General features: G+C 64.5%; 19 protein-coding genes. 16 read left to right on the forward strand and 3 right to left on the reverse strand.

Annotation, left to right across the window (positions count from 1 at the left end):
* Positions 1-43: 43 nt before the first annotated feature.
* The 6 genes from C6W88_RS11990 to C6W88_RS12015 all read left to right on the forward strand — a co-directional run bounded on the left by C6W88_RS11990 (position 44) and on the right by C6W88_RS12015 (position 9,764).
* Positions 44-1,732 carry an AMP-binding protein gene (locus tag C6W88_RS11990; protein WP_108132629.1) on the forward strand — a complete coding sequence of 563 codons (1,689 nt, stop codon included), beginning with the start codon at positions 44-46 and terminating at the stop codon, positions 1,730-1,732.
* 156 nt (positions 1,733-1,888) lie between these two features.
* Complete coding sequence (gene hrpA / locus C6W88_RS11995; protein ID WP_108132796.1) at positions 1,889-5,911, forward strand: ATP-dependent RNA helicase HrpA; 4,023 nt, start codon at positions 1,889-1,891, stop codon at positions 5,909-5,911.
* A gap of 92 nt (positions 5,912-6,003) precedes the next feature.
* A complete protein-coding gene (locus C6W88_RS12000) occupies positions 6,004-7,131 on the forward strand; it encodes a beta-ketoacyl-ACP synthase III (RefSeq protein ID WP_045993224.1) in 1,128 nt (375 codons plus the stop codon).
* Between the two features lie 160 nt (positions 7,132-7,291).
* The gene (locus C6W88_RS12005; RefSeq protein WP_045993225.1) at positions 7,292-8,062 is read left to right on the forward strand and encodes an MlaA family lipoprotein; all 771 of its coding nucleotides are present in this window, start codon (positions 7,292-7,294) and stop codon (positions 8,060-8,062) included.
* A 12-nt stretch (positions 8,063-8,074) separates the two neighbouring features.
* A complete protein-coding gene (locus tag C6W88_RS12010) occupies positions 8,075-9,268 on the forward strand; it encodes a PP2C family protein-serine/threonine phosphatase (RefSeq protein WP_045993226.1) in 1,194 nt (397 codons plus the stop codon).
* Positions 9,255-9,764, forward strand: a complete 510-nt coding sequence (locus tag C6W88_RS12015) for an STAS domain-containing protein (RefSeq protein WP_045993227.1) — start codon at positions 9,255-9,257, stop codon at positions 9,762-9,764. Before C6W88_RS12010 ends, C6W88_RS12015 begins: the two co-directional genes overlap by 14 nt.
* A 210-nt stretch (positions 9,765-9,974) precedes the next feature.
* Here the strand turns inward: C6W88_RS12015 and tal are convergent, their stop codons facing one another.
* On the reverse strand, positions 9,975-10,913 hold the full coding sequence (gene tal, locus C6W88_RS12020; protein WP_045993228.1) for a transaldolase: 939 nt from the start codon (positions 10,911-10,913) through the stop codon (positions 9,975-9,977).
* Positions 10,914-11,045: 132 nt separating this feature from the next.
* Here tal and C6W88_RS12025 point away from each other — a divergent pair, with 132 nt between their 5' ends.
* The 6 genes from C6W88_RS12025 to pstB all read left to right on the forward strand — a co-directional run bounded on the left by C6W88_RS12025 (position 11,046) and on the right by pstB (position 17,765).
* Positions 11,046-12,245, forward strand: a complete 1,200-nt coding sequence (locus C6W88_RS12025) for a Bcr/CflA family multidrug efflux MFS transporter (RefSeq protein WP_045993229.1) — start codon at positions 11,046-11,048, stop codon at positions 12,243-12,245.
* Positions 12,242-13,012 (forward strand): TSUP family transporter, encoded by a 771-nt coding sequence (locus C6W88_RS12030; protein WP_308812435.1) that lies wholly within the window; start codon positions 12,242-12,244, stop codon positions 13,010-13,012. Before C6W88_RS12025 ends, C6W88_RS12030 begins: the two co-directional genes overlap by 4 nt.
* A 318-nt stretch (positions 13,013-13,330) precedes the next feature.
* Positions 13,331-14,344, forward strand: a complete 1,014-nt coding sequence (locus tag C6W88_RS12035) for a substrate-binding domain-containing protein (RefSeq protein ID WP_108132630.1) — start codon at positions 13,331-13,333, stop codon at positions 14,342-14,344.
* Positions 14,345-14,450: 106 nt separating this feature from the next.
* Positions 14,451-15,707, forward strand: a complete 1,257-nt coding sequence (gene pstC, locus C6W88_RS12040) for a phosphate ABC transporter permease subunit PstC (RefSeq protein WP_108132631.1) — start codon at positions 14,451-14,453, stop codon at positions 15,705-15,707.
* 18 nt (positions 15,708-15,725) lie between these two features.
* A complete protein-coding gene (pstA, locus tag C6W88_RS12045) occupies positions 15,726-16,892 on the forward strand; it encodes a phosphate ABC transporter permease PstA (protein WP_108132632.1) in 1,167 nt (388 codons plus the stop codon).
* 63 nt (positions 16,893-16,955) lie between these two features.
* On the forward strand, positions 16,956-17,765 hold the full coding sequence (gene pstB, locus C6W88_RS12050; protein ID WP_045993272.1) for a phosphate ABC transporter ATP-binding protein PstB: 810 nt from the start codon (positions 16,956-16,958) through the stop codon (positions 17,763-17,765).
* Between the two features lie 196 nt (positions 17,766-17,961).
* Here the strand turns inward: pstB and C6W88_RS12055 are convergent, their stop codons facing one another.
* Positions 17,962-19,152: an MFS transporter gene (locus C6W88_RS12055; protein ID WP_108132633.1), complete on the reverse strand. Its 1,191-nt coding sequence runs from the start codon at positions 19,150-19,152 to the stop codon at positions 17,962-17,964.
* A 174-nt stretch (positions 19,153-19,326) separates the two neighbouring features.
* Positions 19,327-20,511: an acetyl-CoA C-acyltransferase gene (locus C6W88_RS12060; protein ID WP_108132634.1), complete on the reverse strand. Its 1,185-nt coding sequence runs from the start codon at positions 20,509-20,511 to the stop codon at positions 19,327-19,329.
* Positions 20,512-20,742: 231 nt separating this feature from the next.
* On the opposite strand from C6W88_RS12060, the gene C6W88_RS12065 reads away from it, so the two are divergent.
* The 4 genes from C6W88_RS12065 to C6W88_RS12080 all read left to right on the forward strand — a co-directional run bounded on the left by C6W88_RS12065 (position 20,743) and on the right by C6W88_RS12080 (position 26,143).
* A complete protein-coding gene (locus C6W88_RS12065; protein WP_045993235.1) occupies positions 20,743-21,309 on the forward strand; it encodes a TetR/AcrR family transcriptional regulator in 567 nt (188 codons plus the stop codon).
* Between the two features lie 380 nt (positions 21,310-21,689).
* Positions 21,690-23,342 carry an AMP-binding protein gene (locus tag C6W88_RS12070; protein WP_108132635.1) on the forward strand — a complete coding sequence of 551 codons (1,653 nt, stop codon included), beginning with the start codon at positions 21,690-21,692 and terminating at the stop codon, positions 23,340-23,342.
* 106 nt (positions 23,343-23,448) lie between these two features.
* Positions 23,449-24,210, forward strand: a complete 762-nt coding sequence (locus tag C6W88_RS12075; protein ID WP_108132636.1) for an SDR family NAD(P)-dependent oxidoreductase — start codon at positions 23,449-23,451, stop codon at positions 24,208-24,210.
* A 121-nt stretch (positions 24,211-24,331) separates the two neighbouring features.
* Positions 24,332-26,143 (forward strand): acyl-CoA dehydrogenase C-terminal domain-containing protein, encoded by a 1,812-nt coding sequence (locus tag C6W88_RS12080; RefSeq protein WP_108132637.1) that lies wholly within the window; start codon positions 24,332-24,334, stop codon positions 26,141-26,143.
* The last annotated feature ends 165 nt before the right edge of the window (positions 26,144-26,308 follow it).

Here is a 26,308-nt window from a genome sequence, read left to right on the forward strand (position 1 = left end):
TTGATAATAAGAGGGGACCTGGTCCCCCGAATGGAGAACGCCCATGAGTGAGAACGCCGCTGCATCGATCGTTCGGGGGGAGGCCCTGGAAGGGCTCGATGACTATCATTCGGTGATGGATATCTTCCACCGCTCCGTCAAGCGCTACGACGAAAAGGTGGCCTTCTCGTGCATGGGCAAGTCCCTGACCTACGCCGAGCTTGACCGGCTGTCCGGTGATTTCGCCGCCTGGCTGCAGCACGAGACCAACCTTGAGCCCGGTGATCGGGTGGCGATCCAGTTGCCGAATCTGCTGCAGTTCCCGGTAGCGGTGTTCGGTGCCATTCGCGCCGGCATGGTGGTGGTCAACACCAATCCGCTGTACACCGAGCGCGAGATGACCCACCAGTTCAAGGATTCCGGCGCCAAGGCGATCCTGATCCTGGCCAACATGGCAGACAAGCTCGAGCGGGTGCTGGACAAGACCGACATCGAGCATGTGGTGATCACCGAGATCGGTGACCTGCACGACTTCCCCAAACGACCGCTGATCAACTTTGTGGTCAAGTACGTCAAGAAGATGGTGCCGCGCTACTCGATCCCCAAGGCGGTCGGGTTGCGTCAGGTGCTCAAGCAAGGCGCCTCCCTCGAGCACCGTGAGGTAGAACGCGAGCTCGACGATATCGCCGCGCTACAGTACACCGGGGGGACCACCGGGCTTGCCAAGGGCACGATGCTGACCCACCGCAATCTGGTGGCCAACATGCTGCAGGCCAAGCAGATCATCGGGGGTGGCTTGAGCGAGGGTAGCGAGGTGGTGGTCGCGCCGCTGCCGGTCTATCACATCTATACCTTTACGGTGAACTGCCTGTTCATGCTGGAAGGCGGCAACCATTCGCTGCTGATCACCAATCCGCGGGACCTCGATACCTTTATCAAGGAACTCTCGAAGACGCGTTTCACCGGCTTCGTAGGGCTCAATACGCTGTTCAATGCGCTATGCAATCGTGACGACTTCAAGGCGCTGGACTTCTCCCACCTGCACCTGACCATCTCCGGTGGCATGGCGCTGACCAAGGCCGCGGCCAAGCGTTGGGAAGAGGTGACAGGCTGCCCCATCGCCGAGGGTTACGGCCTGACCGAGACCTCGCCGATCGTCAGCTTCAACCCGGTGGAGGCGATACAGCTGGGCACCATCGGCCGCCCCGTCGCCGGCACCGAGCTCAAGCTGTGCAACCCTGACGGTGGCGACCCCGAGCCGGGCGAGCCGGGCGAGCTGTGCGTGCGCGGCCCCCAGGTGATGAAGGGATACTGGAACCGCGATGACGAGACGGCCAAGGTCATCGATGCCGATGGCTTCTTCCACACCGGTGACATCGCGGTCATCCAGGACGATGGCTACGTGCGTATCGTCGATCGCAAGAAGGACATGATTCTGGTGTCCGGCTTCAACGTCTATCCCAACGAGATCGAGGACGTGGTCGCGGCCCACCCCAAGGTGGTCGAGTCCTGCGCCGTCGGGGTGCCCGACGATACCAGCGGCGAAGTCATCAAGCTGTTCGTGGTGGCCAAGGACAGCTCCTTGACCAGTGACGAGCTGCGCGCCTGGTGCAAGCAGGAGTTGGCCGGCTACAAGGTGCCCAAGCTGGTGGAGTTTCGTGACGAACTGCCCAAGACCAACGTCGGCAAGGTGCTCCGGCGCCAGTTGCGTGACGAAGGCAGCACCGAAACCGGGACCGGCACCGACGGCTGACGCCCGCCGACAAGGTCCGGGGAAGGGCAGGGGCCGGCGATTGGCCCTTGCCTTGGCTGCGGCGTTACAATAGCGCCCTTTGCGTTGCGGGAGCCTTCCCGCCCCGCGTCCGTGCGACGCGGCGCCCATGATCCACCCGGAGCCTTCGACCCCAACGTGAGTAGTTCTACGCCCACCGCCCAGCAAAACGCCGACGACGCCTCTCGCCTGAAGTTTCTGACCGAAGGACTGGAACAGGTGATGCTTCGCGATCGCCCGACGCTGGCCAAGCGTCTGGCCGGTCTCGAGCGTCGTCGACGCGACGGCAAGCCCATCGACCGGGGACTCAAGGAGGTCGAGCACCACTGGCAGCGCTCTCGTCAGACCCTGGCCTCGCGCCAGGCGCGCCCGGTCACGCTCGACTATCCCGAACAGCTCCCGGTGGCGGCGCGGCGAGCCGATATTCTCAAGGCACTGGAGTCCCATCAGGTGGTGGTGGTGGCCGGCGAAACCGGCTCCGGCAAGACCACCCAGTTGCCCAAGCTGTGTCTGGAGCTGGGGCTTGGCCGTCGCGGGCTGATTGGCCACACCCAGCCGCGGCGCCTGGCGGCGCGCTCGGTGGCGACCCGTCTGGCAGAAGAACTGCAGGTGCCGCTGGGCGAGCAGGTGGGTTATCAGGTCCGCTTCACCGACCAGACCAACGACGACACCCTGGTCAAGCTGATGACCGACGGCATCCTGCTGGCGGAAACCCGCCAGGATCCGGACCTGCGCCGCTATGACACCCTGATCATCGACGAGGCCCACGAACGCAGCCTCAATATCGACTTCCTGCTCGGCTACCTCAAGCGCCTGCTCGATCGCCGCCCCGACCTCAAGGTCATCATCACCTCCGCCACCATCGATGTGGAACGCTTCAGTCAGCACTTTGCCAGCCGAGACCAGGACGGCGTCGTGCGTCCTGCTCCGGTGGTGGAGGTCTCGGGTCGTACCTACCCGGTGGAGGTGCGCTATCGGCCGCTGATCCGCGACGAAGATGACGAGGAAGACCGCACCCTCAGCGAGGGTATCCTTCACGCGGTGGAGGAAATCGAGACCATCGAGCGCGAAAAGCGCTGGTTCCATGGTCCCCGCGATATCCTGGTGTTTCTGCCCGGTGAGCGTGAGATCCGCGAGACCGCCGACGTGCTCCGGCGCGCCGATCTCAAGAGCACAGAGATACTGCCGCTCTACGCCAGGCTTTCTAACGCCGAGCAGAACCGCGTGTTTGCTCCCCACAGCGGGCGGCGCATCGTGCTCGCCACCAACGTGGCCGAGACCTCGCTGACGGTGCCGGGTATCCGCTACGTGATCGACCCGGGGCTGGTGCGCATCAGTCGCTACAGCTATCGCGCCAAGATTCAGCGCCTGCCGGTGGAGGCGGTCAGCCAGGCCAGCGCCAATCAGCGCAAGGGCCGCTGCGGCCGGGTGGCGGAAGGCGTGTGCATCCGTCTGTATGACGAAGACGACTTCCTGGCGCGCCCTGAGTTTACCGATCCGGAGATCCGGCGCACCAACCTGGCCTCGGTGATCCTGTCGATGCTGTCGCTGAAACTGGGCGACATCCAGGACTTTCCCTTCGTCGATCCACCTGACTCGCGCTTCGTCACCGATGGCTTCAAGTTGCTCTATGAGCTGGGTGCGGTCGACGACAACAGCCGCCTGACGACATTGGGGCGACGGCTGGCGCGACTACCCATCGATCCGCGCCTGGCCCGCATGGTGCTGGCCGGGGGCGAGCAGCAGAGCCTGCGCGAGGTGCTGATCGTGGTCTCGGCGCTGGCGGTGCAGGACCCGCGTGATCGACCCTCCGACAAGCGCGAAGCCGCCGATCAGGCCCACCGCCGCTGGCAGGATCCGGATTCCGACTTCGTGGCGCTGCTCAATCTGTGGCACGGCTTCGAAGCCGCCCGAGAGGAACTCTCGGGCAACCGGTTGCGTCGCTGGTGTCGTGATAACTTCCTGAATTACCTGCGCCTGCGCGAGTGGCACGATACCTTCCGCCAGTTGCGTCAGCTGCTCAAGGACATGGATATCCAGGTGCCGTCGGCCAGGCCCGCCATCGCCGCCGAAGGTGAAGATGACGACGGTCAGGCCAAGGAGCGAAAGCGTCAGCAGACGGTGGCCATGCACAAGGCGCTGTTGACCGGCCTGCTGAGCCATCTGGGCACCCTGACCGAGAACCGCGAGTATCTTGGGGCGCGCAATCGCAAGTTCATGATTCATCCGGCATCGGGGCTTTCAAAGAAGTCTCCGAAGTGGGTGATGGCGATGGAGCTGGTCGAGACCTCGAAGCTGTTCGCGCGCAGCGTGGCCAAGGTCGAGCCTCAGTGGATCGAGCCTCTGGCGGGCCATCTGGTCAAGCGCAGCTACAGCGAGCCCCATTGGGAGATGAAGCGGGCCCAGGTGGTGGCCTTCGAGCAGGTCACCCTGTTCGGGCTGCCGATCGTGGCCCGGCGCAAGGTCCACTATGGTCCCATCGCCCCGGTCGAAAGCCGTGAGCTGTTTATCCGCCGGGCGCTGGTGGAAGGCGAGTTTCGCACCAAGGGCGAGTTCTTCGCCCACAACCGGGCGCTGATCGACGAGGTCGAGGACCTCGAGGATCGTGCACGGCGGCGCGACATTCTGGTGGACGAGGAGCAGCTGTTCGACTTCTACGACGCTCGCCTGCCTGAGGATATCGTCAACGGCAAGGGCTTTGAGGCCTGGCGCCGCAAGGCCGAGCGCAGTGACCCTGAGCTTCTCAAGTTCGACCGTCAGGCGCTGCTGGCACGGGAGGCGGATGACGTCACCGGTGACGCCTATCCTGACGAGCTGTCGATCGACGGTGTGCGCTATCCGCTGGCTTATCACTTCGCGCCGGGGGCCGAGGATGACGGTGTGACCATGACGGTGCCGGCGGCGATGCTGTCTCAGCTGTCGTCGTCTCGCCTCGAGTGGCTGGTGCCGGGACTGCTCAGGGACAAGTGCATCGCCCTGTTGAAGTCGCTGCCCAAGTCGATACGCCGGCAGGTGGTGCCGATCCCCGACTGGGTCGACGCAGCGCTGGAGGCACTGGTGCCCGGGGACGGCAGCCTGACCGAGGCGCTCGGTGAATTTCTGCGGGTCAAGACCGGGTTGCGCCTGTCGCCGGACGACTGGCGCCTCGATCAGCTCGAGCCCCATCTGGTGATGAACCTCAAGGTGGTCGACCACAGTGGCAAGGTGCTGGGCCAGGGCCGCGACCTGCGGGCGCTGGAGCGGCGCTTCGAGGCTGCCGCCAGTCAGGGTGCCCGGGCGCTGGCCAAGAGCGTGGAGAGCCAGTCCGAGCTGTCGGGCTTCCCCGAGCAGGCATTGCCGGAGTCGCGGGTGACCTCCCAGGCCGGGATTCGTGTCGAGGCATTCCCGGCGCTGGTGCCTTCGTCGAGCGGGCTCAGCCTCGAGCTGTTCGATCATCCGGCCAAGGCCCATGAAGCGCATCGCCGCGGGGTGGTCAAGGCGGCGATGGAACGCCTGCCAGATCAAGTGAAGGCCATCGAGCGTACCCAGGGACTGTCGACCTGTGCTCTATTGTTCGCCAAGGTAGGCAGCAAGCGTGCACTGACCGAAGATGTGGTGACGGCCGTCTTCCGGCAGGTCGTGGCGGTGGACCCGCTGCCGCGAAGTGCCGAGGCCCTGGAACAACGCATTCAGGCGGTTCGCCAGGATATCGTTCCCCATGCCGACGAGCTGGTGGCGGTGCTCAAGCCGGCACTGGAGGGCCACCTGGCGGTGACAAAGGCGTTGAAGGGTAACCTGAGCCTGTCGCTGGCGCTGGTATACAGTGATCTCAAGGCACAGATGCAGCGGCTGGTGTACCCGGGGTTCGTGACCGACGCCGGTGCCTGGCTCGAGGCTTATCCGCGCTACATGGAGGCCGCCCAGGTGCGCCTGGAGAAGGCCCCGCGCGAGCGCATGCGCGACCAGATGCTGATGCAGACGGTGCAGGACTTCGAGACGCGCCTCGAGACGCGTCGACAGGCCGAGCACCGAGGCGGCGTCGAAGATCCATCGCTGGTGGAGTTTCGCTGGTGGATCGAGGAGTTGCGGGTATCGCTGTTTGCGCAGCAGCTGGGTACCGCCATGCCGGTATCGGAGAAGCGCCTGGAGAAACGCTGGGCGGAATTGACCGGGCGGGGGTAAGGCCCCCGCGCCAAAGATGACGAAAGTGAGTGGCCGCCCCGGGCGGTCGCGATCGACCGGCGGCACCGAGGTGCCGCATGAAGGAGAAGGGCATGACCCCAGCGAAGGTGCTTATTACCGGTAGCGGCCTGTATACCCCGGCCAACGCCATCGACAACGACGCCCTGGTGGCGTCGTACAACGCCTGGGTGGATGCCGAGAATGCCCGCCACCGCGAGGCGATCGAGGCCGGGGAACGTGACGCCCTGGCGCATTCCAGCAGTGAATTCATCGTCAAGGCCTCGGGTATCCACAGCCGCTACGTGCTGGACGCCGAGGGTATCCTTGATCCTGAGCGCATGCGCCCGAAGCTCGACGAGCGCGACAACGACAGCCCCGGCATCCAGTGCGAGATGGCGCTGGCCGCCTCGCACGAGGCGCTGGCCGCGGCGGGGGTCGAGGCCGCCGACATCGACCTGGTGATCGTGGCCTGCTCGAATCTGGAGCGCCCCTATCCGGCGGTGGCGGTGGAGTTGCAGCGTGCGCTGGGCACCGGGGGCTACGCCTTCGACATGAACGTGGCCTGTTCCTCGGCCACCTTCGCCATCGACAACGCCGCCAACGCCATCCGCTCCGGCGGCGTGCGCCGCGCCCTGGTGGTCAACCCCGAGGTGTGTTCGGCACACCTGAACTTCCGCGACCGCGACAGCCACTTCATCTTTGGCGACGCCTGTACCGCCCTGGTGCTGGAAAGCGACCAGGTGGCGACAGCCGAGACACGGTTCGAGGTCCTCGGGACCCGCCTGGTGACGCAGTTTTCCAACGCCATTCGCAATAATGCGGGCTTTCTCAACCGCGTCACCGACGCCGACCCCCAGGCAGCCGACAAGCTGTTCGTGCAGGAAGGCCGCAGGGTCTTCAAGGAAGTCTGCCCGATGGTGGCACAGTTGATCCGTGACCACCTGGAGAGCCTGGATATCGCGCCTGGTACGCTGTCGCGGTTATGGCTGCATCAGGCCAATCGACACATGAACGATCTTATCGCACGACGGGTGCTGGGCCAGGAGCCTGCTCCGGATCAAGCGCCGATTATTCTTGACCGTTACGCTAATACAAGTTCTGCCGGTTCGATCATCGCGTTCCATCTGCATCATCAAGACCTGGAACCGGGCGCTACCGGGGTGGTGTGTTCCTTCGGCGCGGGCTACAGTGCGGGCTGCGTGGTGATTCGCAGGGACTGAGGCCGACCCTCCGGGGAACCGACAGCTGACTCGTCGGCGGAACCAGACGACTGCCGTACGCAGAGGCGTCGTCGCTGACGCTACCCGGAGTCCAACCCCGGACAACAGCGCCGATAGATTGACGATCGTGACAAGGACAGGCAAGGGAGGCAGTCGAACGATGAACGCGAACTACAGCGGTGCCCTGGGCAAGGGCATGCAGAGGGGTGTCCTGGTCATGGCCGTCGCCCTGGCGGCAAGTGGCTGCGCCAGCAGCGGCGTATCCAGCGAGCCCAATCCAGCGGACCCCTGGGAGGGCTTCAATCGCAGGGTCTTCGCCTTCAACGATGTGCTGGATCGCTATGCACTCAAGCCTGCCGCCCAGGGTTATCGCTACGTGACCCCGGACCCGCTCGAGCGCGGTGTCAGCAACTTCTTCGACAACCTCGGCGAAGTGCGCACGGTGTTCAACAGCCTGTTGCAGGGCAAGGGTGCCAATGCGGGCAACTCGAGCATGCGCTTTTTGATGAACACCACCTTCGGTCTGGGTGGTCTTCTGGATCCGGCGACCCATGCCGGCTTTATCGCCGATGAGGAAGACTTTGGCCAGACCTTGGCTGCCTGGGGCGTGGGCGAGGGGCCCTTCGTGGTGCTGCCGTTCCTCGGCCCCAGCACAGTGCGTGACACCAGCGCCTTGCCGGTCGACTGGTACACCTACCCGCTGACCTACGTCGAGGACGACACCGTGCGCTACTCGCTGCGTGGTCTCGAGCTGCTCGACGCGCGTGCCAGCCTTCTCGATCAGGAGGATCTGATTCGCGGTGATCGCTACAGCTTCATTCGTGACGCCTGGCTACAGCGTCGTCGTTTCGAGGTCACCGATGGTGAGCTTGGTGACGACAGCTTTATCGACGATGGCTTTGACTACGACGAAGATGCCTTCGCCGAGTAAGGTGGCATCTGCATGCAAGCAGCCAAACCTCTGATCGGGGTAATCGACCACCCGGGCGAGCACCGCGACGCCCTGGTGGACGCGATTGCTCGCGACGGACTTGCGGTCTTTGCCGCCGCCAGCGCCGATGAGCTTCCCGGCTCCACGGCGCTTGTGGTGGCACATTCGCTGGCGGTACCGAGTCGCGAGTGGATGGTGCTGGCCGAGCGCTGGCCCACCCTGGTGGTCAGCGAGGACCGGCGAGACGACGATCTGCTCAAGGCCGTTGACGCGGGCCTTGTCGACTACGTGATCGACCCCTTGCGCCATGCCCATCTGCTCAGGCGGATGATCCGGCGTGTGGTGGACGTCAATCGTCTGGCCCGGGAGCGTGAAGAGGATCGAGCGCGACTGGAAGAGCTCAACGAGAGCCTGGAGACCCACCTGGCGATGCTCCGGCTCGACCAGCAGGCCGGCGGTCAGATCCAGCGTCGCATGCTGCCGCCGAGGCCGCAGCAACTGGGGGCGATCGGCTGTGACTACTGGCTTGCGCCCTCGTTGTATCTGTCAGGCGACTTTCTCGATATCCAGGCGTACAATGAGCGCTATACATTATTCTATTTCGCTGATGTGTCGGGCCACGGAGCCTCGTCCGCCTTCGTGACGGTGCTGCTCAAGTACCTGTTCAATCGCTGGCAAGGCGAGTGGGACGGTGAGGCACCCGAGGCATTGCCGCCGCGCTGGCTGTCCCAGTTGAATCGGGAGCTGCTGGACACGGGGATCGGCAAGCACGCCACCCTGTTCGTCGGCGTGATCGACCAGCAGAAGCGCTATCTGCACTATTCTCTCGGCGCGCAGCTGCCGATGCCGCTATTGAAGTCCGACGAGGGCGTCACCACGCTGGCGGGAGAGGGCATGCCGGTAGGCTTGTTTCCGGAGGTCAGTTATCCGGCACTGGGATGTGACTTGCCCGATGACTTTTCGCTCTGGCTCTGCTCCGATGGGGTGCTGGAGTGCTTGCCGGGGGACAGTCTCGAGGCGCGCCTTGACGATCTCAGGCAGCGGGTCGAAGACAGTGATTCCCTGGATACGATGCGTCGGGGGCTGGCCCTGGGGGCGCTCTCCAGCGATGAAGAAGCGCTGGAGGACCCCACCTCGGGGCGCGAAGAGCTGCCCGACGACTTGACGATCATGTTGGTGAGCGGGTTTGGCGATGAAAGTGCATGAAGGTCGACTGAAGGCGGCATTCGAGGCCGGTGTGTTCGTCCTGAAGCTATGTGGCGACGTGCGCCTGACCCTGTGTGCCACCCTGGATCTCCAGGCCCAGCAACTGGCCGACACGCCGGGACTCAAGGCGGTGATGATCGACCTGCGCGAGGCCAGCAACGTCGATTCCACGGCGCTTGGCTTCCTGGCCAAGGTGGCCATGGCGCTGCGCGGCAAGCTCGAGCAGGCGCCGACCATCGTGGCCGACAATCCCGACGTCAAGCGGATGCTCGAGGTGATGGGCTTTGGCGCTTTCTTTACCTTGCTGGAGCGGCCCATCGCCGAGGTCGACGACTTCGAGGAGCTCCCCGAAGTGCCCGCCGATGAAGAGGGGCTGCGGGAGCGCATCCTCGAAGCGCATCGTATCCTGATGCGCATGAACGAGCATAACCACGAACAGTTCCAGCCGCTGGTCGAGATGCTCGAGGCCCAGAACGACGCTTCGCACAAGGCCTGATCCTGCCCTTGCCGGGCCTGACGTCGACGCGCCGAAGGCGTGTTCAGCAGAAGGCGCCGAAGGCGTAGAAAATGGCGAACTCCGAAAGCGGAAAGCGGTGTCAGATCGCCGCAAGCTGGCAACCGCATAATGCAAGAGGGCGATCCATGGATCGCCCTCTTGATCATCTGCAGCCAGGCCCAGCAAGGCTTGCCGGTGGTGCGCTCGTGATCATCCCTGGCGCAGTTCGGTCAGCAGGGTTTCCAGCTTGCGCTGATCGGCCATGAACTTACGGATGCCTTCGGCCAGTTTTTCGGTGGCCATGGCGTCTTCGTTCATGGCCCAGCGGAAGTCGTCTTCGGTCTGGGGCTCCGGTGCGCTGGTCTCGGCGTCGCTGCGCACGAGGCGGCGTTCGAGAGCGCCTTGCTGACCGTGCAATTCCTCGAGCAGTGCCGGCGAGATGGTCAGACGATCGCAGCCGGCCAGCGCCTTGACCTCGTCGGTGTTGCGGAAGCTCGCGCCCATCACGATGGTCGAGTAGCCGTGGCCCTTGTAGTGGTCGTAGATGCGCTTGACCGATTGCACGCCGGGATCGTTGTCGCCGCTGAAGTCGGCCTCCGGCTGCTGGGCCTTGTGCCAGTCGAGGATGCGGCCGACGAAGGGCGAGATCAGCGTGACCCCGGCATCGGCGCAGGCCTGAGCCTGGGCGAAGCTGAACAGCAGCGTCAGATTGGTGCGGATGCCTTCTCGCTCCAGCGTCTTGGCGGCACGAATGCCTTCCCAGGTGGACGCCACCTTGATCAGGATGCGCTCGGCGCCGACGCCTTTGCGGGCATAGCGCTCGATCAGTGAATGGGCGCGGGCCAGGGTACCTTCGGTATCGAACGATAGCCGTGCGCTGACCTCGGTCGACACATAGCCAGGCACCAGCTCGCTGATCTCGCTGCCGATGTCCACCGCCACGGCATCGAGGGCGTCATCGATGTCGTTGGCCTCCTTGGCAATGGCGGCCAGGCGGGCGCGACGATCGGCGTGGCTGGCGGCCTGCAGGATCAGCGACGGGTTGGTGGTGGCGTCGGTGGGCTGGAAGCGACGAATGGCGTCCAGGTCGCCGGTGTCGGCGACCACCGTGGTCATCGCCTTCAGTTGGGTCAGCAGATCGTCTGCCATGTGGCAATCTCCGTAGATGGGCGGTGGTGAGCTGGACCTACTGTACCAAGGCGTCGATGTGGACAACAGCCGCAGCGGCGTCACGATCAACCCGATGACAATTTTTCAAACCTTGTTCTTCATGGAGCGCCTGTGTCCCTGAATGCCCGGCGTGTCGCCCTGCTGGTGGCCGCCAATACCGCCCTTGCCCCCTTCGCCATCGACGCCTATCTGCCGGCCATGCCGGCGCTGGCCGAGTCGGTGGGGGCCAGTGTTCATCACACCGAGCTTTCACTCAGCGTGTTCATGGTCGGCTTTGCCGTGGGCCAGCTCACCTGCGGGCCGCTTTCCGATCGCATCGGACGCAAGCCGGTGCTGCTGGCCGGACAGATCCTGTTCTTGATCGCCAGTCTGGTGATCGTCAGCGTCGATTCGTTGACGGAGCTTCTGGTCTGGCGCTTTGTCCAGGCGCTGGGCGGCGGCGCCTGCGTGGTCAATTCCGCAGCCATCGTGCGCGACTGTTTCAGTGGCCGCGAGGCGGCCAAGGTCATGTCGACCATGGCGATGATCCTGATGCTGGCGCCGCTGGTGGCGCCGATGGTCGGCAGCCTGCTGCTGTACCTGGCCGACTGGTGGCTGATCTTCGTCTTCCTGGCTGTCTATGCCGCCTTCCTGATGTGGCTGCTCGGGGCCTTTCTGCCGGAGACCCGGCCAGCAGGGGCACCGGTGGCCTCGCCCCGTCAGGTGCTGCGCAACTACGCAAGTGTGCTGACCGACCGTCAGGCCATGGGCTACATCCTGGCGGTGGCGGCGTCCTTCGCCGGCATCTTTGCCTTCGTCACCTCGTCGCCGTTTCTCTACATGCAGCACTACGGGCTGTCGCCGGCGGCCTATCCCTTCGTCTTTGGTGCCAATGTGGTGGTGATGGCGCTGTCCAACCGGGTCAATATTCGCCTGCTGCGTCGGCGTACACCCCAGCAGAACCTGCGCCTTGGTCTCGCCATTCAGCTGGTCGCCGCCGGCGGCCTGCTGGTGGTAGTGGCCACGGGGACGGACTCGCTGTTCACGGTGGTGCCTCTGGTGATGGCGTTTCTGGGCGTGGTGGGTCTGATCTCGCCCAACGCCATTTCGTCGCTGCTGGAGCGTTTCAGTCATATGAGCGCTACCGCCACGGCGCTGCTCGGCAGTATCCAGTTCAGCAGTGCAGCACTGTCCGGTGCCCTGGTCACCGCCTTTGAAATCGACTCTGCCTGGCCCATGGTGATCGCCATGGTCACGGTGGCGTTGATCGGCAACGTCGGCCTGCGCGTGCTCGCCGGACGTCCGCCTCGGGTCGAGGAGGCGGCGTCATGATGGCGTCGTTGCTGGCCGCAGTGCAGGACTGCGCAAGGGAGTGGTGGGTGCTCAGCGAGCTGACCCTCGGCTCGTGGCTGTGGGTGGGGGCAGTACTGGCGTTGGGGACCTTCGTCCAGCGTACCACCGGCTTCGGCATGGCGGTGGTGGGGGCGCCACTGATCCTGTTGAAGGCGCCGTCCCTGGTGCCGGTGGTGCTGGTGGTCTACGGCTTTCTGGTGTCCTGTCTGGTGGTACGCCGCTATCGCCGGGAAGTCGCCATGACCGATATCTCCATGGCCCTGGTGGGCAAGGTGCCGGGAACCCTGCTCGGGGTCTGGCTGTTGCTGGTGGCACCCATGGCGACGCTGGAGGTGATGATCGCCAGCATCGTGCTGTTTGCGGTGGTGGTGACGCTGTTCAAGCTGCGCCTGCCGGTCAACCGCTCGTCACTGTTTGGTGCTGGTTTTCTGTCGGGAGTGTTCGGTGCCGTGGCGGCGATCGGCGGACCGCCCATCGTGCTGCTGATGCACGGCATGCCGATGGACCGCCTGCGGGGCAACCTGGCGGCGTTCTTTCTTATCTCGTCGTTGATGACCCTGGCGAGCCTGGCCGCCGTGGGCAGGGTGCCGCTGTGGCTGTTGGGCGTGAGCCTCAGTTTCATGCCCATGGTGGTGGCGGGCCACGCCCTAGGGGCGGTGCTGGCGCCGAAGTTGCCTCGGCGACTGTTGCAGGCGGCGTCCTTGACCCTGTGCGCCGCGGCGGCATTGGGGCTATTGATCAGCTGACCTGGTTGTTTCATGTCGTCGCTATCGCAGCGACACCAGATTGGCCGTCCGGCGCAAAGCCGGGCGGCCTTTTTTTGCGGCAGCTTCTTTTGTGTCCGCTCAGGTTGCCGTCGGCTGTAAAAGCGTGGCGATGACCGGGGTCGCGGTGACAGGGCCGTGACGCTGTCATGACATGGCCGGGCAGGAGGAGGGGCAGGGGGGAAACGTAAGAGGTATCGGGAAGGCGTCAACCGGAGTGCACTGTCATGAAGCTGTCATTTTTCTGCGGCATTGTGTGTTTCGCGAAGGTTGACCATCTCATCATCAGGAGCTTTCTCCATGAACCGCATCCTCAAGACCACCGCTATCGCCGCCGCCGTCATGGGCGTGGTGGGTGTCGCTCAAGCCCGCGATCAAGTCCGTATCGTTGGTTCCAGCACCGTCTACCCGTTCTCGAGCTACGTGGCCGAAGAGTTCGGTGCCACCACCGACTTCCCGACGCCGGTCATCGAGTCCACCGGTTCCGGTGGCGGCATGAAGCTGTTCTGCTCCGGTCTGGGTGACGATACCCCGGACATCACCAACGCCTCGCGTCGCATGAAGACTTCCGAGTTCGAGACCTGTGAAGCCAACGGTGTGACCGACATCACCGAAGCCTTCATCGGCTATGACGGCATCGCCTTCGCCCAGTCCGGCGACAACGAGGCGATGGACGTCACCCGCGAGCAGATCTTCCTGGCGCTGGCCGCCAAGGTGCCGGTCGATGGTGAGCTGGTCGACAACCCCTACACCAAGTGGAGCGACATCGATTCCTCGCTGCCGGATCGCGAGATCGCCGTCTACGGACCGCCCACCACCTCCGGTACCCGTGATGCCTTCGCTGAGCTCGTGATGGAAGCCGTTTCCGAGGACATGGAGGCCTACGGCGGTGAAGGTTACACCGACGTGCGCGCCGACGGTGCCTTCATCGACGCCGGCGAGAACGACAACCTGATCGTTCAGCGCCTGGCCGAGAACACCGATGCCTTCGGCATCTTCGGCTACTCCTTCCTGGAAGAGAACTCCGACACCCTGATCGGCTCCAGCATCGACGGCGTCGAGCCGACTCCGGACGCCATCGGCAGCGGTGAGTACCCGGTGTCTCGCTCCATGTTCTTCTACGTGAAGAACCAGCACGCCGAAGACGTGCCGGCCATGTACGAGTACGCCAACATGTTCATGAGCGAGCAGATGGTCGGTGACCTCGGCTACCTCAAGGGCATCGGCCTGATCCCGGCGCCGGAAGACGAGCGCGCCGAGGCTCGTAGTGCCGTCGAGAACCACGAGACCCTCGAGCTGGCCGACCTGAAGTAAGGGACACGGTCCTGATCACGCCGGCCGGCATCCTGCAACGGGTGTCGGCCGGTACACGTTCCGGCAAGCCCATGCTTGCTTGAGCACAGAACCCCGAGAGACACCCATGCAGACCAATCAACTCCTGGCGATGTTCAGCGGCTCGCTGCTTCTGCTCGGTCTGATCGCCTTCTTCCTGGCCCGCGGCAAGGCCGCCAGAGTCCGAGCCTCCGGCACCTCCATGTACGCCCAACCCGATCAGTACGGCTGGTTCACCGTCATGTCCACGGCGGGTCCTGCGCTGGTGGTCGGTGCCGTGGGTAGCTTCATCATGCTGCTCGTGGGTGCCGAGATTCCGCCGCTGCTGCTGCTGGCCAGTTGCCTGGTCATCGCCTGCATCGGCCTGGTGCTGGGCGTGGCGATGGTGCGTCCCGACTTCCACGCGCGTCAGGCGATCGAGCGGGTCATCCGCTTCTTTCTCGCCGGCGCGGCCCTGATCTCCATCTTCACCACCCTGGGGATCCTGCTGTCCATCGTCTTCGAGGCGATCCGTTTCTTCCAGATGCAGAGCTTCTGGGACTTTATCACCGGCACCACCTGGAACCCGGGTGCCAGCTTCCTCGAGGCCGCCGGTCGCGCCGAGGAAGGGGCCAGTGCCGCCAAGTTCGGTTCGGTGCCGCTGTTCGCCGGTACCTTCATGATCACCTTCATCGCCATGCTGGTGGCGATTCCGATCGGTCTGCTGGCGGCCATCTACATGGCCGAGTTCGCGCCGCCCAAGGTGCGTACCATCGCCAAGCCGGTGCTCGAGGTGCTGGCCGGCATTCCGACCGTGGTCTACGGCTTCTTTGCCGCCATCACGGTGGCGCCGATCATCGTTGCCGTGGCCGGGTTCTTCGGTCTCGAGGCCTCGTTCAACAACGCCCTGGCCCCGGGCATCGTCATGGGCATCATGATCATTCCGTTCATCTCCTCGCTGTCCGATGACGTCATCAACTCGGTGCCCAACAGCATGCGCGAAGGTTCGCTGGCGCTGGGCCTGACCAAGGGCGAGATGATTCGCGACATCGTGGTGCCGGCAGCCCTGCCGGGCATCATCTCGGCCTCGTTGCTGGCGGTGTCCCGGGCGCTGGGCGAGACCATGATCGTGGTGATGGCGGCAGGCATGCGCCCCAACCTGACCTTCAATCCGCTGGAAGACATGACCACCGTGACCGTGCGCATCGTCGCCGCGCTGACCGGAGACCAGGAATTCGCCAGTGCCGAGACGCTGTCGGCGTTCGCACTCGGACTGATGCTGTTCGTGGTGACCCTGAGCCTGAATCTGGTGTCGGTGATCATGATCCGTCGCTTCCGCGAAAAGTATCGCGTCAACAACCTGTAAGCCGTGGAGCCAAAGCCAATGAGACAATCCTTCGATGACATCAGCGCCCAGCTCCGCGCTCGCCACCGCAGGTCGGCCCGACTGAAGTGGGCGTCCATGGGAGCGCTCGGTCTTGCCGGCCTGTTCCTGGTGCTGTTCTTTGCCGACATGCTGGTCAAGGGGCTGCCGGCCTTCCAGCAGGCCCAGATCCAGGTCGAGGTGGACTACTCCGAGCAGGCCAGCCAGATTCCCCTGGCGGCGGTTCAGGAAGACGTCCGCCCGCTGGTCAGTCGCGGCTATCTGCGCCTGATTCCGGGTCGCATGGAAGACAACCCGGACCTGCTCGGTACCTCCCGCATGGAGTGGGTGCTGGCCGACGGCCAGGTGGACCAGTACCTCAAGGGCCACCACGCCAAGCTCAGCAACAAGGAAATGGCGGTGGTCGATCGGCTGAAAGAGGATGGGCGGGCCGAGCTGCGTTTCAACTCGACCTTCTTCTCCAGCGGTGACTCCAAGATGCCCGAGCTCGCCGGTATCGCTTCGGCGGCCATGGGCACCGTGCTGACCCTGCTGGTGACCCTGGCGGTAGCCTTTCCCATCGGCGTGATGACGGCGGTCTACCTGGAGGAGTTCGCGCCGGACAACCGCTTTACCCAGTTGATCGAGATCAACATCAACAACCTGGCGGCGATTCCCTCGATCCTGTTCGGTCTGCTGGGCCTGGCGATCTTCATCAACTTCTTCGGCGTGCCGCGCTCCTCCCCGGTGGTCGGTGGCCTGACCCTGGCGCTGATGACCCTGCCGGTGATCATCATCGCCACCCGGACCGCGCTTCGCAGCGTGCCCGACTCCATCCGTCATGCCGCCTTCGGCGTCGGCTGCTCACGCTGGCAGATGGTGCGCGACCATGTTTTGCCGGTGGCGCTGCCGGGCATCATGACCGGTTCGATCATCGGCCTGGCTCAGGCCATGGGCGAGACCGCTCCGTTGATCATCGTCGGCATGGTGGCCTTCATCCCCGATGTGACCAACTCCTTTACCGAGGCGGCCACCGTGCTGCCGGCACAGATATTCACCTGGGCGGGCGAGCCTGACCGGGCCTTCATCGAGAAGACGTCGGGCGGCATTCTGGTGCTGCTGTCGATCCTTATCACGCTCAACGCCACCGCGGTGGTGCTGCGCAAGAAATTCGAGCGGCGCTGGTAAACCGGCCCCCAAACAGGATACGTTGCCATGAACATGAAAGTTGCCCAGCGCGGAGATAGCGTGATGAAGCAGGACCAGCCCGGCCAGCCGGTCACTCGCAACGAGGATGCCAACCACGAGTTGAGCATTCGAGTGAACGACCTGAATCTTTGGTACGGAGACTTCCACGCGCTGAAGTCGATCGACATGGATCTGTACCAGAAGAACGTGACCGCCCTGATCGGCCCGTCCGGTTGCGGCAAGTCGACCTTCCTGCGTTGCCTGAATCGCATGAACGATCTGATCCCGAGCGTACGCGTCAAGGGCCTGATCGAGATGGATGGCCGCGACGTCTACGAGCCCAAGATGGACGAGGTCGCGCTGCGGCGTCGGGTCGGCATGGTGTTCCAGAAGCCGAACCCCTTCCCCAAGTCGATCTACGACAACATCGTCTATGCCCCGAAGATGCATGACCTGGTCAGCCGCAAGGCCGACCAGGACGAGCTGGTCGAGCGCGCCCTGCGTGACGCCGGCCTGTGGGAAGAGGTCAAGGACAAGCTGCACCAGCCCGGCACCTCGTTGTCCGGTGGCCAGCAGCAGCGTCTGTGCATCGCCCGTGCCATCGCGGTCCAGCCGGACGTGATCCTGATGGATGAGCCGACCTCGGCGCTGGACCCGATCTCCACCGCCACCATCGAAGACCTGATGGACAAGCTCAAGCAGCAGTACACCATCATCACGGTGACGCACAATATGCAGCAGGCGGCTCGTGTCGCCGACTACACGGCGTTCTTCCACCTAGGCGAGGTCATCGAGTACAACGACACCAAGACCATGTTCTCGACCCCGCATACCAAGAAGGCCGAGGACTACATCACCGGTCGTTACGGCTAGGCCGAGAAGCGCCGGTTAGCGTGGTAGCGTTCACTGCGGTAGCAAAGGGAGGCCTTCGGGCCTCCCTTTTTACTACCTGTGAACCGGGCCCAGGAACGGTGGTGGTCCGCTCTGGTGTCAGGGTTGGTGTCTGCATCTGATGTCAGGGTCTGGTGCAGGGGGCTGGTGTCAGGGGGCTGGTGTCAGGGGGCTGGCATCAGGAACTGGCGGGCTGGCGGCGGACGTAGGCGGCGACACCACGCATCGACCACAGTCCCAGCACCGGTCCGGGCAACAGTAGCCACAACACGCTCAGTTCGTGTTCCTGCCACAGGCTGGCACCGAGCCAGATGCCGGGCAGGGTAAGGGTGAAGCCGATGGCGTTCATCACTGCCAGGGTCGCGCCGATGTGTGCCCTGGGGGCGGTGGCCGAGGCCAGTGACGAGAACTGGGCCGAGTCGGCGATGACGCTGAAGCCCCAGAGGTACAGCAGGCCCAGCAGCAGCAGGGGGCTGGCCTGACCAAGCCAGGGGTAGATCAGGCACAGGGCGCCGGAGGTGGCGAGCGCCAGGTTGGCGGCGCTGGCGCTGCCGTGGCGTCGACTGAGGGCGCCGGCCAGGATGCAGCCCAGCGCCCCCACGGCGATGACCGAAAAGCTTAGCCAGGGCGCCCAGTCGGCTGGCGCCTGAAGGCGCGTGACCTCACGGCCGACCAGGAAGGGCACCAGCAGCCAGAAGGCGTAGAGTTCCCAGCAGTGGCCGAAGTAGCCGCCGGCGACGCTGAGAAAGTGGCGATCACGAAAGGCGGCAAGGCCATCCTTCAGCCTGGCGCGAGACGCGTTTGCTGGCAGGTGCGGGCCGTCGCCCAATAGCGCCACGGCGATACCGCCGGCCACCGCCAGGGCCGAGGACAGGATCAGGGTCCAGGCCCAGGGGAGATCCAGGGTGGCGCCGCGCAGCAGATGGGGCATGGCCGTGCCGAGTGTCAGCATGCCCACCAGCCAGGCCAGGGCGGCCCCGGTGTGACGCGGGGTCCAGCCGATCACCAGCTTCATGCCCAACGGGTAAATGCCGGCCAGGCAGAGCCCGGTGGCGAAGCGCAGCAGCAGGGCGAGGGCGTGGTGCTCGGCAACCGTGATAAAGGCGAGATTGACCAGAGCGCCTGCCAGGCTTGCGCTTAGAAAGATGCGACTGGCACGGTAGCGATCGGCGAGTCCGCTGGCGGCGATCGTCAGGGTGCCGACGATAAAGCCGAGTTGCACTGCCAGCGTCAGGTGACCGATTTCGGCCTCGCGAATGCCGAGGTCGCTTCCCAGCGAGGCGGCAACGCCGTTGATGCTGAACCACAGCGATGTACCGCACCACTGAGCCAGCACGATCAGCGGCAGGGCCAGACGAGAGCGCTCCATGCGTGAGTCCTGTTGTGGATCCAGACCTGAGGTCAAAAAAAATGGCCGGGAGCGCCTGTGAGCGCCCCCGGCCATGCTGACCGCTTATCGGCGTGGAAGGCAAGCATCGCGCCTGCCTTTCAGACTACGACGTTGGCTAACCAGGTCTCGACGTCAGTCGATCAGCTCTCGGCCTCAGTCGATCAGTTCCACCGCCACGGCGGTGGCTTCACCGCCGCCGATGCACAGGCTGGCGATCCCGCGTTTTCCGCCCTTGGTGCGCAGGGCGTGGATCAGGGTGGCGATGATCCGCGAGCCAGTGGAGCCGACGGGGTGACCCTGGGCGCAGGCGCCGCCGAAGACGTTGACCTTGTCGTGGGGCAGCCCGAGATCGTCCATGGCCATCAGGGTGACCACGGCGAAGGCCTCGTTGATCTCGAACAGATCCACATCATCCACCGACCAGTCGAGCTTCTTCATCAGTGACTCGATGGCGCCCACCGGGGCAATGGTGAACTCGCTGGGGTGGCGCGAGTGGGTGCTGTGGCCAAGCATGCGGGCCAGCGGGGTGGCGCCGAGGCGATCCGCCGCTGCCTGGGTGGACAGGATCAGGGCAGAGGCGCCATCGGAGATGGAGCTGGCGTTGGCCGCCGTGATGGTACCGTCCTTGGCAAAGGCCGGCCTCAGGGTGCGAATCTTGTCCAGACGAGCCTGGAAAGGCTGCTCGTCATGCTCGACCAAGGTGTCACCCTGACGGCTGGAGACCGTGACGGGGGCCATCTCGGCGGCCAGGTGGCCGGCCTCGGTGGCCTGCATCGCCCGCTCCAGTGAAGCGATGGCGAAGTCGTCCATGCGCTCGCGTTCGTAGCCGCGCTCACTGGCGACCTCCTGGGCGAAGCCACCCATCAGCTTGCCGGTCTCGGCGTCCTCCAGGCCATCGAGGAACATATGGTCCTTGAGCTCGCCATGGCCCAGGCGGTAGCCGCCACGGGCCTTGGTCAACACATGGGGGGCGTTGGACATGGACTCCATGCCGCCGGCCAGCATGACCTCGGCGGTGCCGGCCTTGATCAGGTCGTGGGCCAGCATGGTGGCCTTCATGCCCGAGCCACAGAGCTTGTTGATGGTGGTGGCGCCGCGGTGGTCGGGAATGCCGGCCTGGCGCATGGCCTGACGGGCCGGCCCCTGCTTGACCCCGGCCGGCAGCACGCAGCCGAAGATCCCTTCTTCGATGGCGTCTGCCGGAATCCTGGCGCGCTTGATGGCGGCACGAATGGCGCAGGCGGCCAGTTCGGGGGCGGTCTGACTGGACAGGGAGCCCAGCATGCCGCCCATGGGGGTGCGGGCAGCGGCAAGAAAGACGATATCGGACTGACTCATGGCGTGACTCCTGAAACTCTTGCATGTCGATTCTGCGATCGAGCGGCAAGGTGTTGTGTTTGTGTGGGCCGTGGACACGGCGCTGTGATGTCAGTGTGGTTCAGTCCCCGGGGTTTCGCTCGCGACGCGAATCGCGTACGACAAGGTCAGCAAACGACGTTGACCCCGAGGGTGGGCTATGCTTTTCTCAACGAAACCAAGCAAGCGCTAGTGTAACTGTCGATGAATGTAATGAATGACTCGCCCCGTCGCAAGGAGCTGACCCGGCTCGCCGCTCAGCTGTTTGTCCAGGAAGGCTTCGATCGCACCACCGTGCGCATGCTGGCACAGGAAATGGGGATCAAGTCAGGAAGCCTCTTTCACCACTTTCGTGACAAGCAGGAGATTCTTGCTGCGGTCATCGAAGAGGGCACCCAGAACGCCTTGACGCTGGCTCGAGCCGCGCTCAAGGACAGTGCGCCCGACCCCTTGTCCAGGCTGCATGCCATGGCGCGGGCCCATCTGGATACGCTGTTGACCGACCGCAACGCCCACGTGGTAGCGCTGTATGAGTGGCGGCGCCTCGACGATGGCGCTCGGGACCACCTGACCCACCTGCGTGACGCCTACGAGGCGCTGTGGAACGAGGTGCTGGATGACGCCATCGCAGCGGATCTGGTCACCGGCGATCGCGCCCTGGTTTCGCGCTTTGTGCTGGGCGCCCTGAACTGGACGGTGCGCTGGTACGACCCGGACGGGCCGCGTGACCCCGAACAGCTGGCCCACGAACTGGTCGTGATGATCACCCGCCGTCCTTGATCTGCCAAGGGCAGAGTAGCGGGCCGCCCCCTGTGATGGACAGCTGGGGCGCGCCGTGTGCCTGGTAGTCGGTTCTGCTCGTCTTTTCTCTTTCTCTTTTCTCTTTTGCTCCTGTTCTCCTTTTCCCATTCCCGCGTTGTCGTTGCCTCGATGAGGTTCATTCTTTCGCCGAGTGCGCGGGCACGTCCGTCGTGCTCGGTCGGTGCGGTACTTCGAGGTATTCCTAGACGATGGTCTAGCGCACTCTTGCTTGTGTCATGACGTTGAAGCCTCTAGCTTCAACCCTAGCGCTTGCTAGGTTGACGCTTACGTCAACGGAATATTGCTGCCGGGGTCACCCTGGAGAGCTTCATCAACAATCACAACGCAAGAGGCCCGTCATGAGCCACGTCACGCCCGTCGATGCCGAGAGCTATCGCGAGACCTTCGACATCCAGCAGGTGATCGATCGTCTGGACGACCACCAGGATGGATATCTCAACGCCTATCATGCCTGCTGTGGTCGACATCTAGGGCAGGGCAGAGGCGACGTCCTGGCGCTGGTGCATGAGGACACCGCCGGTCAGGTGAGCCGGTTGACCTATCGTGAGCTCGACCAGCAAAGCGCGCGTCTGGCGGGCTGGATGGCGGCTCGGGGGCTGGGTGTCGGTGACCGTATCGCCTGCATGCTGCCGCGTTCGCCGCAACTGCTGGTCGCAGTGGTGGCGACCTGGCGTCTGGGTGCGGTGTACCAGCCGCTGTTTACCGCCTTCGGGCCGGATGCGGTGGACTACCGCCTGGGACGCGCCGACACCCGCCTGGTCATCACCGACGCGGCCAATCGTCACAAGTTCGACGGCCTGGAAAGCTGTCCCCCGGTGCTGGCGCTGGGTGGGGCCAGCGAGGCGTACCCGCAGGACCTGTCCTGGGATGAGGCGCTGGCCAGCGAAGCGCTCCAGGACTCGCCGCCGCGGCTGTCGCCGGACGCCCCCTTTCTGCAGATGTTTACCTCCGGCACCGTCGGCAAGCCCAAGGGGGTGGCGGTACCGCTGTCGGCCATGCCGGCCTTTGCGCTGTACATGGAACTTGCCGTCGACCTGCGCCCCGAAGACCGCTTCTGGAACATGGCCGATCCAGGCTGGGCCTATGGCCTCTACTACGCCATCGCCGGGCCGCTGCTGCTGGGCGTCACCACCCACTTCTGCGAGGCGGGGTTCAGCGCCGAGGGAGCGCTTGCCTTCATGCAGCGCCATGACATCACCAACTTTGCTGCGGCGCCCACCGCCTATCGGCTGATGAAGGCCTCGGGTCTGTTCGACAATGCCCATGAGACGCTGTCGCTGCGCGCGGCGAGTTCAGCGGGCGAGCCGCTCAATACAGAAGTGGTGAGCTGGGTGGAGTCGGCGCTGGGCTGTCCGGTGATGGATCACTACGGCCAGACCGAGACCGGCATGACCTGCAACAACCACCACCGGCTCGAGCACCCGAAACACATCGGCGGCATGGGCGTACCCATGCCCGGCTACCGCCTGGTGATCCTCGATGCCGAGTACCAGGAGTTGCCCCCCGGTGAGCCCGGCGTGCTGGCGGTGGATATCGAGCGCTCGCCGGCGCACTTCTTCCCGGGCTATACCTGGCAGGAGAAGCATCCCTTCGCCGAGGGTTACTACCTGACCGGAGACGTGGTGGTGCGCAACGAGGACGGCAGCTTCCAGTTCGCCGGGCGTGACGACGACATCATCACCACCGCCGGGTATCGGGTCGGCCCCACCGACGTCGAAAACTCGGTACTGACCCACCCCGCGGTGGCGGAATCTGCGGCAGTGGGGCAGCCGGACGAGATCCGCGGCGAGATCATCAAGTCCTATGTGGTGCTGCGTGACGGCTTCGAGGCCAGCGATGCCCTGGCCGACGAAATTCGTCAGCAGGTGCGAGAGCGCCTGTCGACCCACGCCTTCCCTCGGGTGATCGAGTTTGTCGATGAATTGCCGAAGACACCGAGCGGCAAGATTCAGCGCTTCAAGCTGCGAGCCGATGCCGCCGAAAAGGCCTGAACGAGCCGTCGGTATGGTGTCGGGCCAGGCATCCAGATAGACGTTTTTACCTTACGCCCCGAGCGAGTGCTCGGGGCTTGTTGCATGATTGATCAGGAGAATTCGCATGCGTATCGAGAACGCGACCTTTGTCATCACCGGTGCCGGCTCCGGCCTTGGCTCCGCCTGTGCCGAACGCCTGGTGGCCGCCGGTGGTCGAGTCGTGCTGTGCGACTTGAGCGAGGGCGTGCAGGACCAGGCCAGACGTCTGGGCGACGCTGCCATCGCGGTGCAGGGCGATGTCACCTCGGCGGATGACATCCAGGCGGTGATCGACGCGGCCCAGGCCCACGGTGACGGCCTTGCCGGAGTGATCCACTGCGCCGGTGTGGTCAGTGTGGCCAAGCTGGTGGATCGCCACGGCAACCCGGCCGACCTCGACGCCTATGCACGCACCGTGCAGATCAACCTGGTCGGGACCTTCAACGTCATGCGCCTGGCGGCGGCGGCCATGAGCCAGAACCCGCCGGGAGACGACGGTGAGCGTGGGGTCATCATCAATATCGCCTCGGTCGCCGCCTTCGATGGCCAGGTGGGGCAGTGCGCCTACAGCGCCTCCAAGGCGGGGGTGGTAGGCATGAGCCTGCCGGCCGCCAGGGAACTGTCGCGTCACGGCATCCGGGTGATGGCGATCGCGCCGGGCGTGTTCGAGACGCCGATGATGGCGGACATCCCCGAGGATGCCGTCGCCGCGCTGTCCCAGGCGGTGCCTTTCCCCAAGCGGCTGGGCAAGCCCGATGAATTTGCCCGCCTGGCGGAGCAGATCATCACCAACAGCATGCTCAATGGCGAAGTCATTCGCCTGGATGGCGGTATTCGCATGCAGTGAATCCTGCCCTGAAACGAACGCTTGACTTAGAAGGCGGCCGTCGCTACTTTCAAACACATGTTTGAAAGTGCGTCCTGGCGAGGTCCATCGCAGGCGCAGCCACCGAATCCAGGAGTGCCCCATGCCCGACTATCAGGCCCCGCTGCGCGACATGCGCTTCGTGATGGACGAACTGTTCGACTACCCGAGCCATTATGCTCGTCTTCCCGCGGGGGATGATGTCTCGCCCGACGTGGTGGCGGCTATCCTCGAGGAGGGCGCGCGCTTCGCCCGCGAGGTGCTGCTGCCTCTCAACCAGAGCGGTGATCGCGAGGGCTGTCGTCTCGAAGGTGGCGAGGTCAAGGCGCCGAGCGGTTTTCGCGAGGCCTATCGCCAGTACGTGGAGGGTGGCTGGCCGAGCCTTGCCGCAGAGCCCGAGCACGGCGGCCAGGGGCTGCCGCCGTCACTGTCGATGCTGCTGTCGGAGATGATCTGTGGCTCGAACCTGGCCTGGGGCATGTATCCGGGTCTGTCCCACGGGGCGGCAGACGCGCTGCGTCACCACGGCACCGAAGAGCAGCAGCGCGTCTACCTGACCAAGCTGGTGGAGGGGAGCTGGACCGGCACCATGTGCCTGACGGAGCCCCACTGCGGTACCGACCTCGGGCTGATCAAGACCCGCGCGCTGCCCCAGGATGACGGCAGCTACCGCATCAGCGGGACCAAGATATTCATCTCCGCCGGTGAGCATGATCTGGCCGACAACATCCTTCACCTGGTGCTCGCCAAGCTGCCGGATGCACCCGAGGGATCCAAGGGCATCTCGCTGTTTCTGGTACCGAAATTTATGCCTGATGGCCAGGGCGAAGCGGGTGAGCGCAACGGCGTGGTGTGCGGCTCTCTCGAACACAAGATGGGCATCCACGGTAACGCTACCTGCGTGATGAACTTCGACGGTGCCACCGGCTACCTGATCGGTGCGCCGAACAAGGGGCTGGCGTGCATGTTCACCATGATGAACGCCGCGCGTATCGGGGTCGGTATCCAGGGCCTGGGGCTCGCCGAGGCGAGCTTCCAGAACGCCCTGGCCTACGCCCGGGATCGACTGCAGATGCGCGCGCTGTCGGGCCCCAAGGCACCCGAAAAAGCCGCGGACCCGATCATCGTCCATCCGGACGTGCGGCGCATGCTGCTGACCCAGAAGGCCATCGCCGAAGGCGGCCGGATGCTGGTGCTGTATACCGCCCAGTTGGTGGACGTGGTCGAGCAGTGTTCGGCCGGCGAGGAGCGCGAGCGGGCCGAGACCCTGCTGGGCCTGTTGACCCCGGTCGTCAAGGCGTTCCTGACCGAGCTTGGTTTCGAGGCCACCAATGAAGGGGTACAGGTGTTCGGCGGCCACGGCTTTATCCAGGAATGGGGCATGGAGCAGATGGTGCGTGATGCACGCATCACACGGCTGTACGAAGGCACCACCGGGATCCAGGCGCTGGACCTGCTGGGACGCAAGGTGCTGATGAACCAGGGCGAGAGCCTGAAGGTCTTCACAAAGGAGATCCACAAGTTCTGTCAGGCCAATGCCGACGACGAGGCCATGGCGCCCTTTGTTGGCCCGCTGGCCAAGCTCAACAGTCAATGGGGCGAGCTGACCATGGGCATCGGCATGAAGGCCATGAGCGATCGTGAAGAGGTGGGGGCAGCCTCGGTGGACTACCTGATGTACTCGGGCTACGTGACCCTGGCCTATCTGTTCGCCCGGTCGGTCAAGTGCGCCCGGGAAGCGCTGGCGGACTCGCCCAGCGACGCCAGCTTCTACCAGGCCAAGATCCAGACCGCGCGCTTCTACTTCGAACGGCTGTTGCCGCGCACCCGTACCCACGCCGCCCAGATGCAGGCAGGGGCCGAGGGCCTGATGGCGATGGACGCGGCCAGTTTCGGCCTTGGTTTCGAGGTGTAGACGGGACTGCCTGTCGACACGATGTTTTGCTGAGCTCTCTCGATCGGGTGACTGATCGTTGATGGGCGGCGAGCCTGGCTCGCCGCCCTTTTTTTATCGTGGCGAAGCGAGTCCGGGGAGGCGTCTGTCGGAGCAGAAGACTGAGACACTTCATTAGCCGCCATA

Source organism: Halomonas litopenaei, assembly GCF_003045775.1.
GTDB lineage: Bacteria > Pseudomonadota > Gammaproteobacteria > Pseudomonadales > Halomonadaceae > Halomonas > Halomonas litopenaei.

Excerpts from the sequence above, each read along its gene's own strand:
- C6W88_RS11990 (WP_108132629.1), top strand. The coding sequence starts at position 44 with ATGAGTGAGAACGCCGCTGCATCGATCGTTCGGGGGGAGGCCCTGGAA.
- C6W88_RS12000 (WP_045993224.1), top strand. The coding sequence starts at position 6,004 with ATGACCCCAGCGAAGGTGCTTATTACCGGTAGCGGCCTGTATACCCCG.
- C6W88_RS12005 (WP_045993225.1), top strand. The coding sequence starts at position 7,292 with ATGAACGCGAACTACAGCGGTGCCCTGGGCAAGGGCATGCAGAGGGGT.
- C6W88_RS12010 (WP_045993226.1), top strand. The coding sequence starts at position 8,075 with ATGCAAGCAGCCAAACCTCTGATCGGGGTAATCGACCACCCGGGCGAG.
- C6W88_RS12015 (WP_045993227.1), top strand. The coding sequence starts at position 9,255 with ATGAAAGTGCATGAAGGTCGACTGAAGGCGGCATTCGAGGCCGGTGTG.
- tal (WP_045993228.1), bottom strand. The coding sequence starts at position 10,913 with ATGGCAGACGATCTGCTGACCCAACTGAAGGCGATGACCACGGTGGTC.
- C6W88_RS12030 (WP_308812435.1), top strand. The coding sequence starts at position 12,242 with ATGATGGCGTCGTTGCTGGCCGCAGTGCAGGACTGCGCAAGGGAGTGG.
- C6W88_RS12035 (WP_108132630.1), top strand. The coding sequence starts at position 13,331 with ATGAACCGCATCCTCAAGACCACCGCTATCGCCGCCGCCGTCATGGGC.
- pstC (WP_108132631.1), top strand. The coding sequence starts at position 14,451 with ATGCAGACCAATCAACTCCTGGCGATGTTCAGCGGCTCGCTGCTTCTG.
- pstA (WP_108132632.1), top strand. The coding sequence starts at position 15,726 with ATGAGACAATCCTTCGATGACATCAGCGCCCAGCTCCGCGCTCGCCAC.
- pstB (WP_045993272.1), top strand. The coding sequence starts at position 16,956 with ATGAAGCAGGACCAGCCCGGCCAGCCGGTCACTCGCAACGAGGATGCC.
- C6W88_RS12055 (WP_108132633.1), bottom strand. The coding sequence starts at position 19,152 with ATGGAGCGCTCTCGTCTGGCCCTGCCGCTGATCGTGCTGGCTCAGTGG.
- C6W88_RS12060 (WP_108132634.1), bottom strand. The coding sequence starts at position 20,511 with ATGAGTCAGTCCGATATCGTCTTTCTTGCCGCTGCCCGCACCCCCATG.
- C6W88_RS12065 (WP_045993235.1), top strand. The coding sequence starts at position 20,743 with ATGAATGACTCGCCCCGTCGCAAGGAGCTGACCCGGCTCGCCGCTCAG.
- C6W88_RS12070 (WP_108132635.1), top strand. The coding sequence starts at position 21,690 with ATGAGCCACGTCACGCCCGTCGATGCCGAGAGCTATCGCGAGACCTTC.
- C6W88_RS12075 (WP_108132636.1), top strand. The coding sequence starts at position 23,449 with ATGCGTATCGAGAACGCGACCTTTGTCATCACCGGTGCCGGCTCCGGC.
- C6W88_RS12080 (WP_108132637.1), top strand. The coding sequence starts at position 24,332 with ATGCCCGACTATCAGGCCCCGCTGCGCGACATGCGCTTCGTGATGGAC.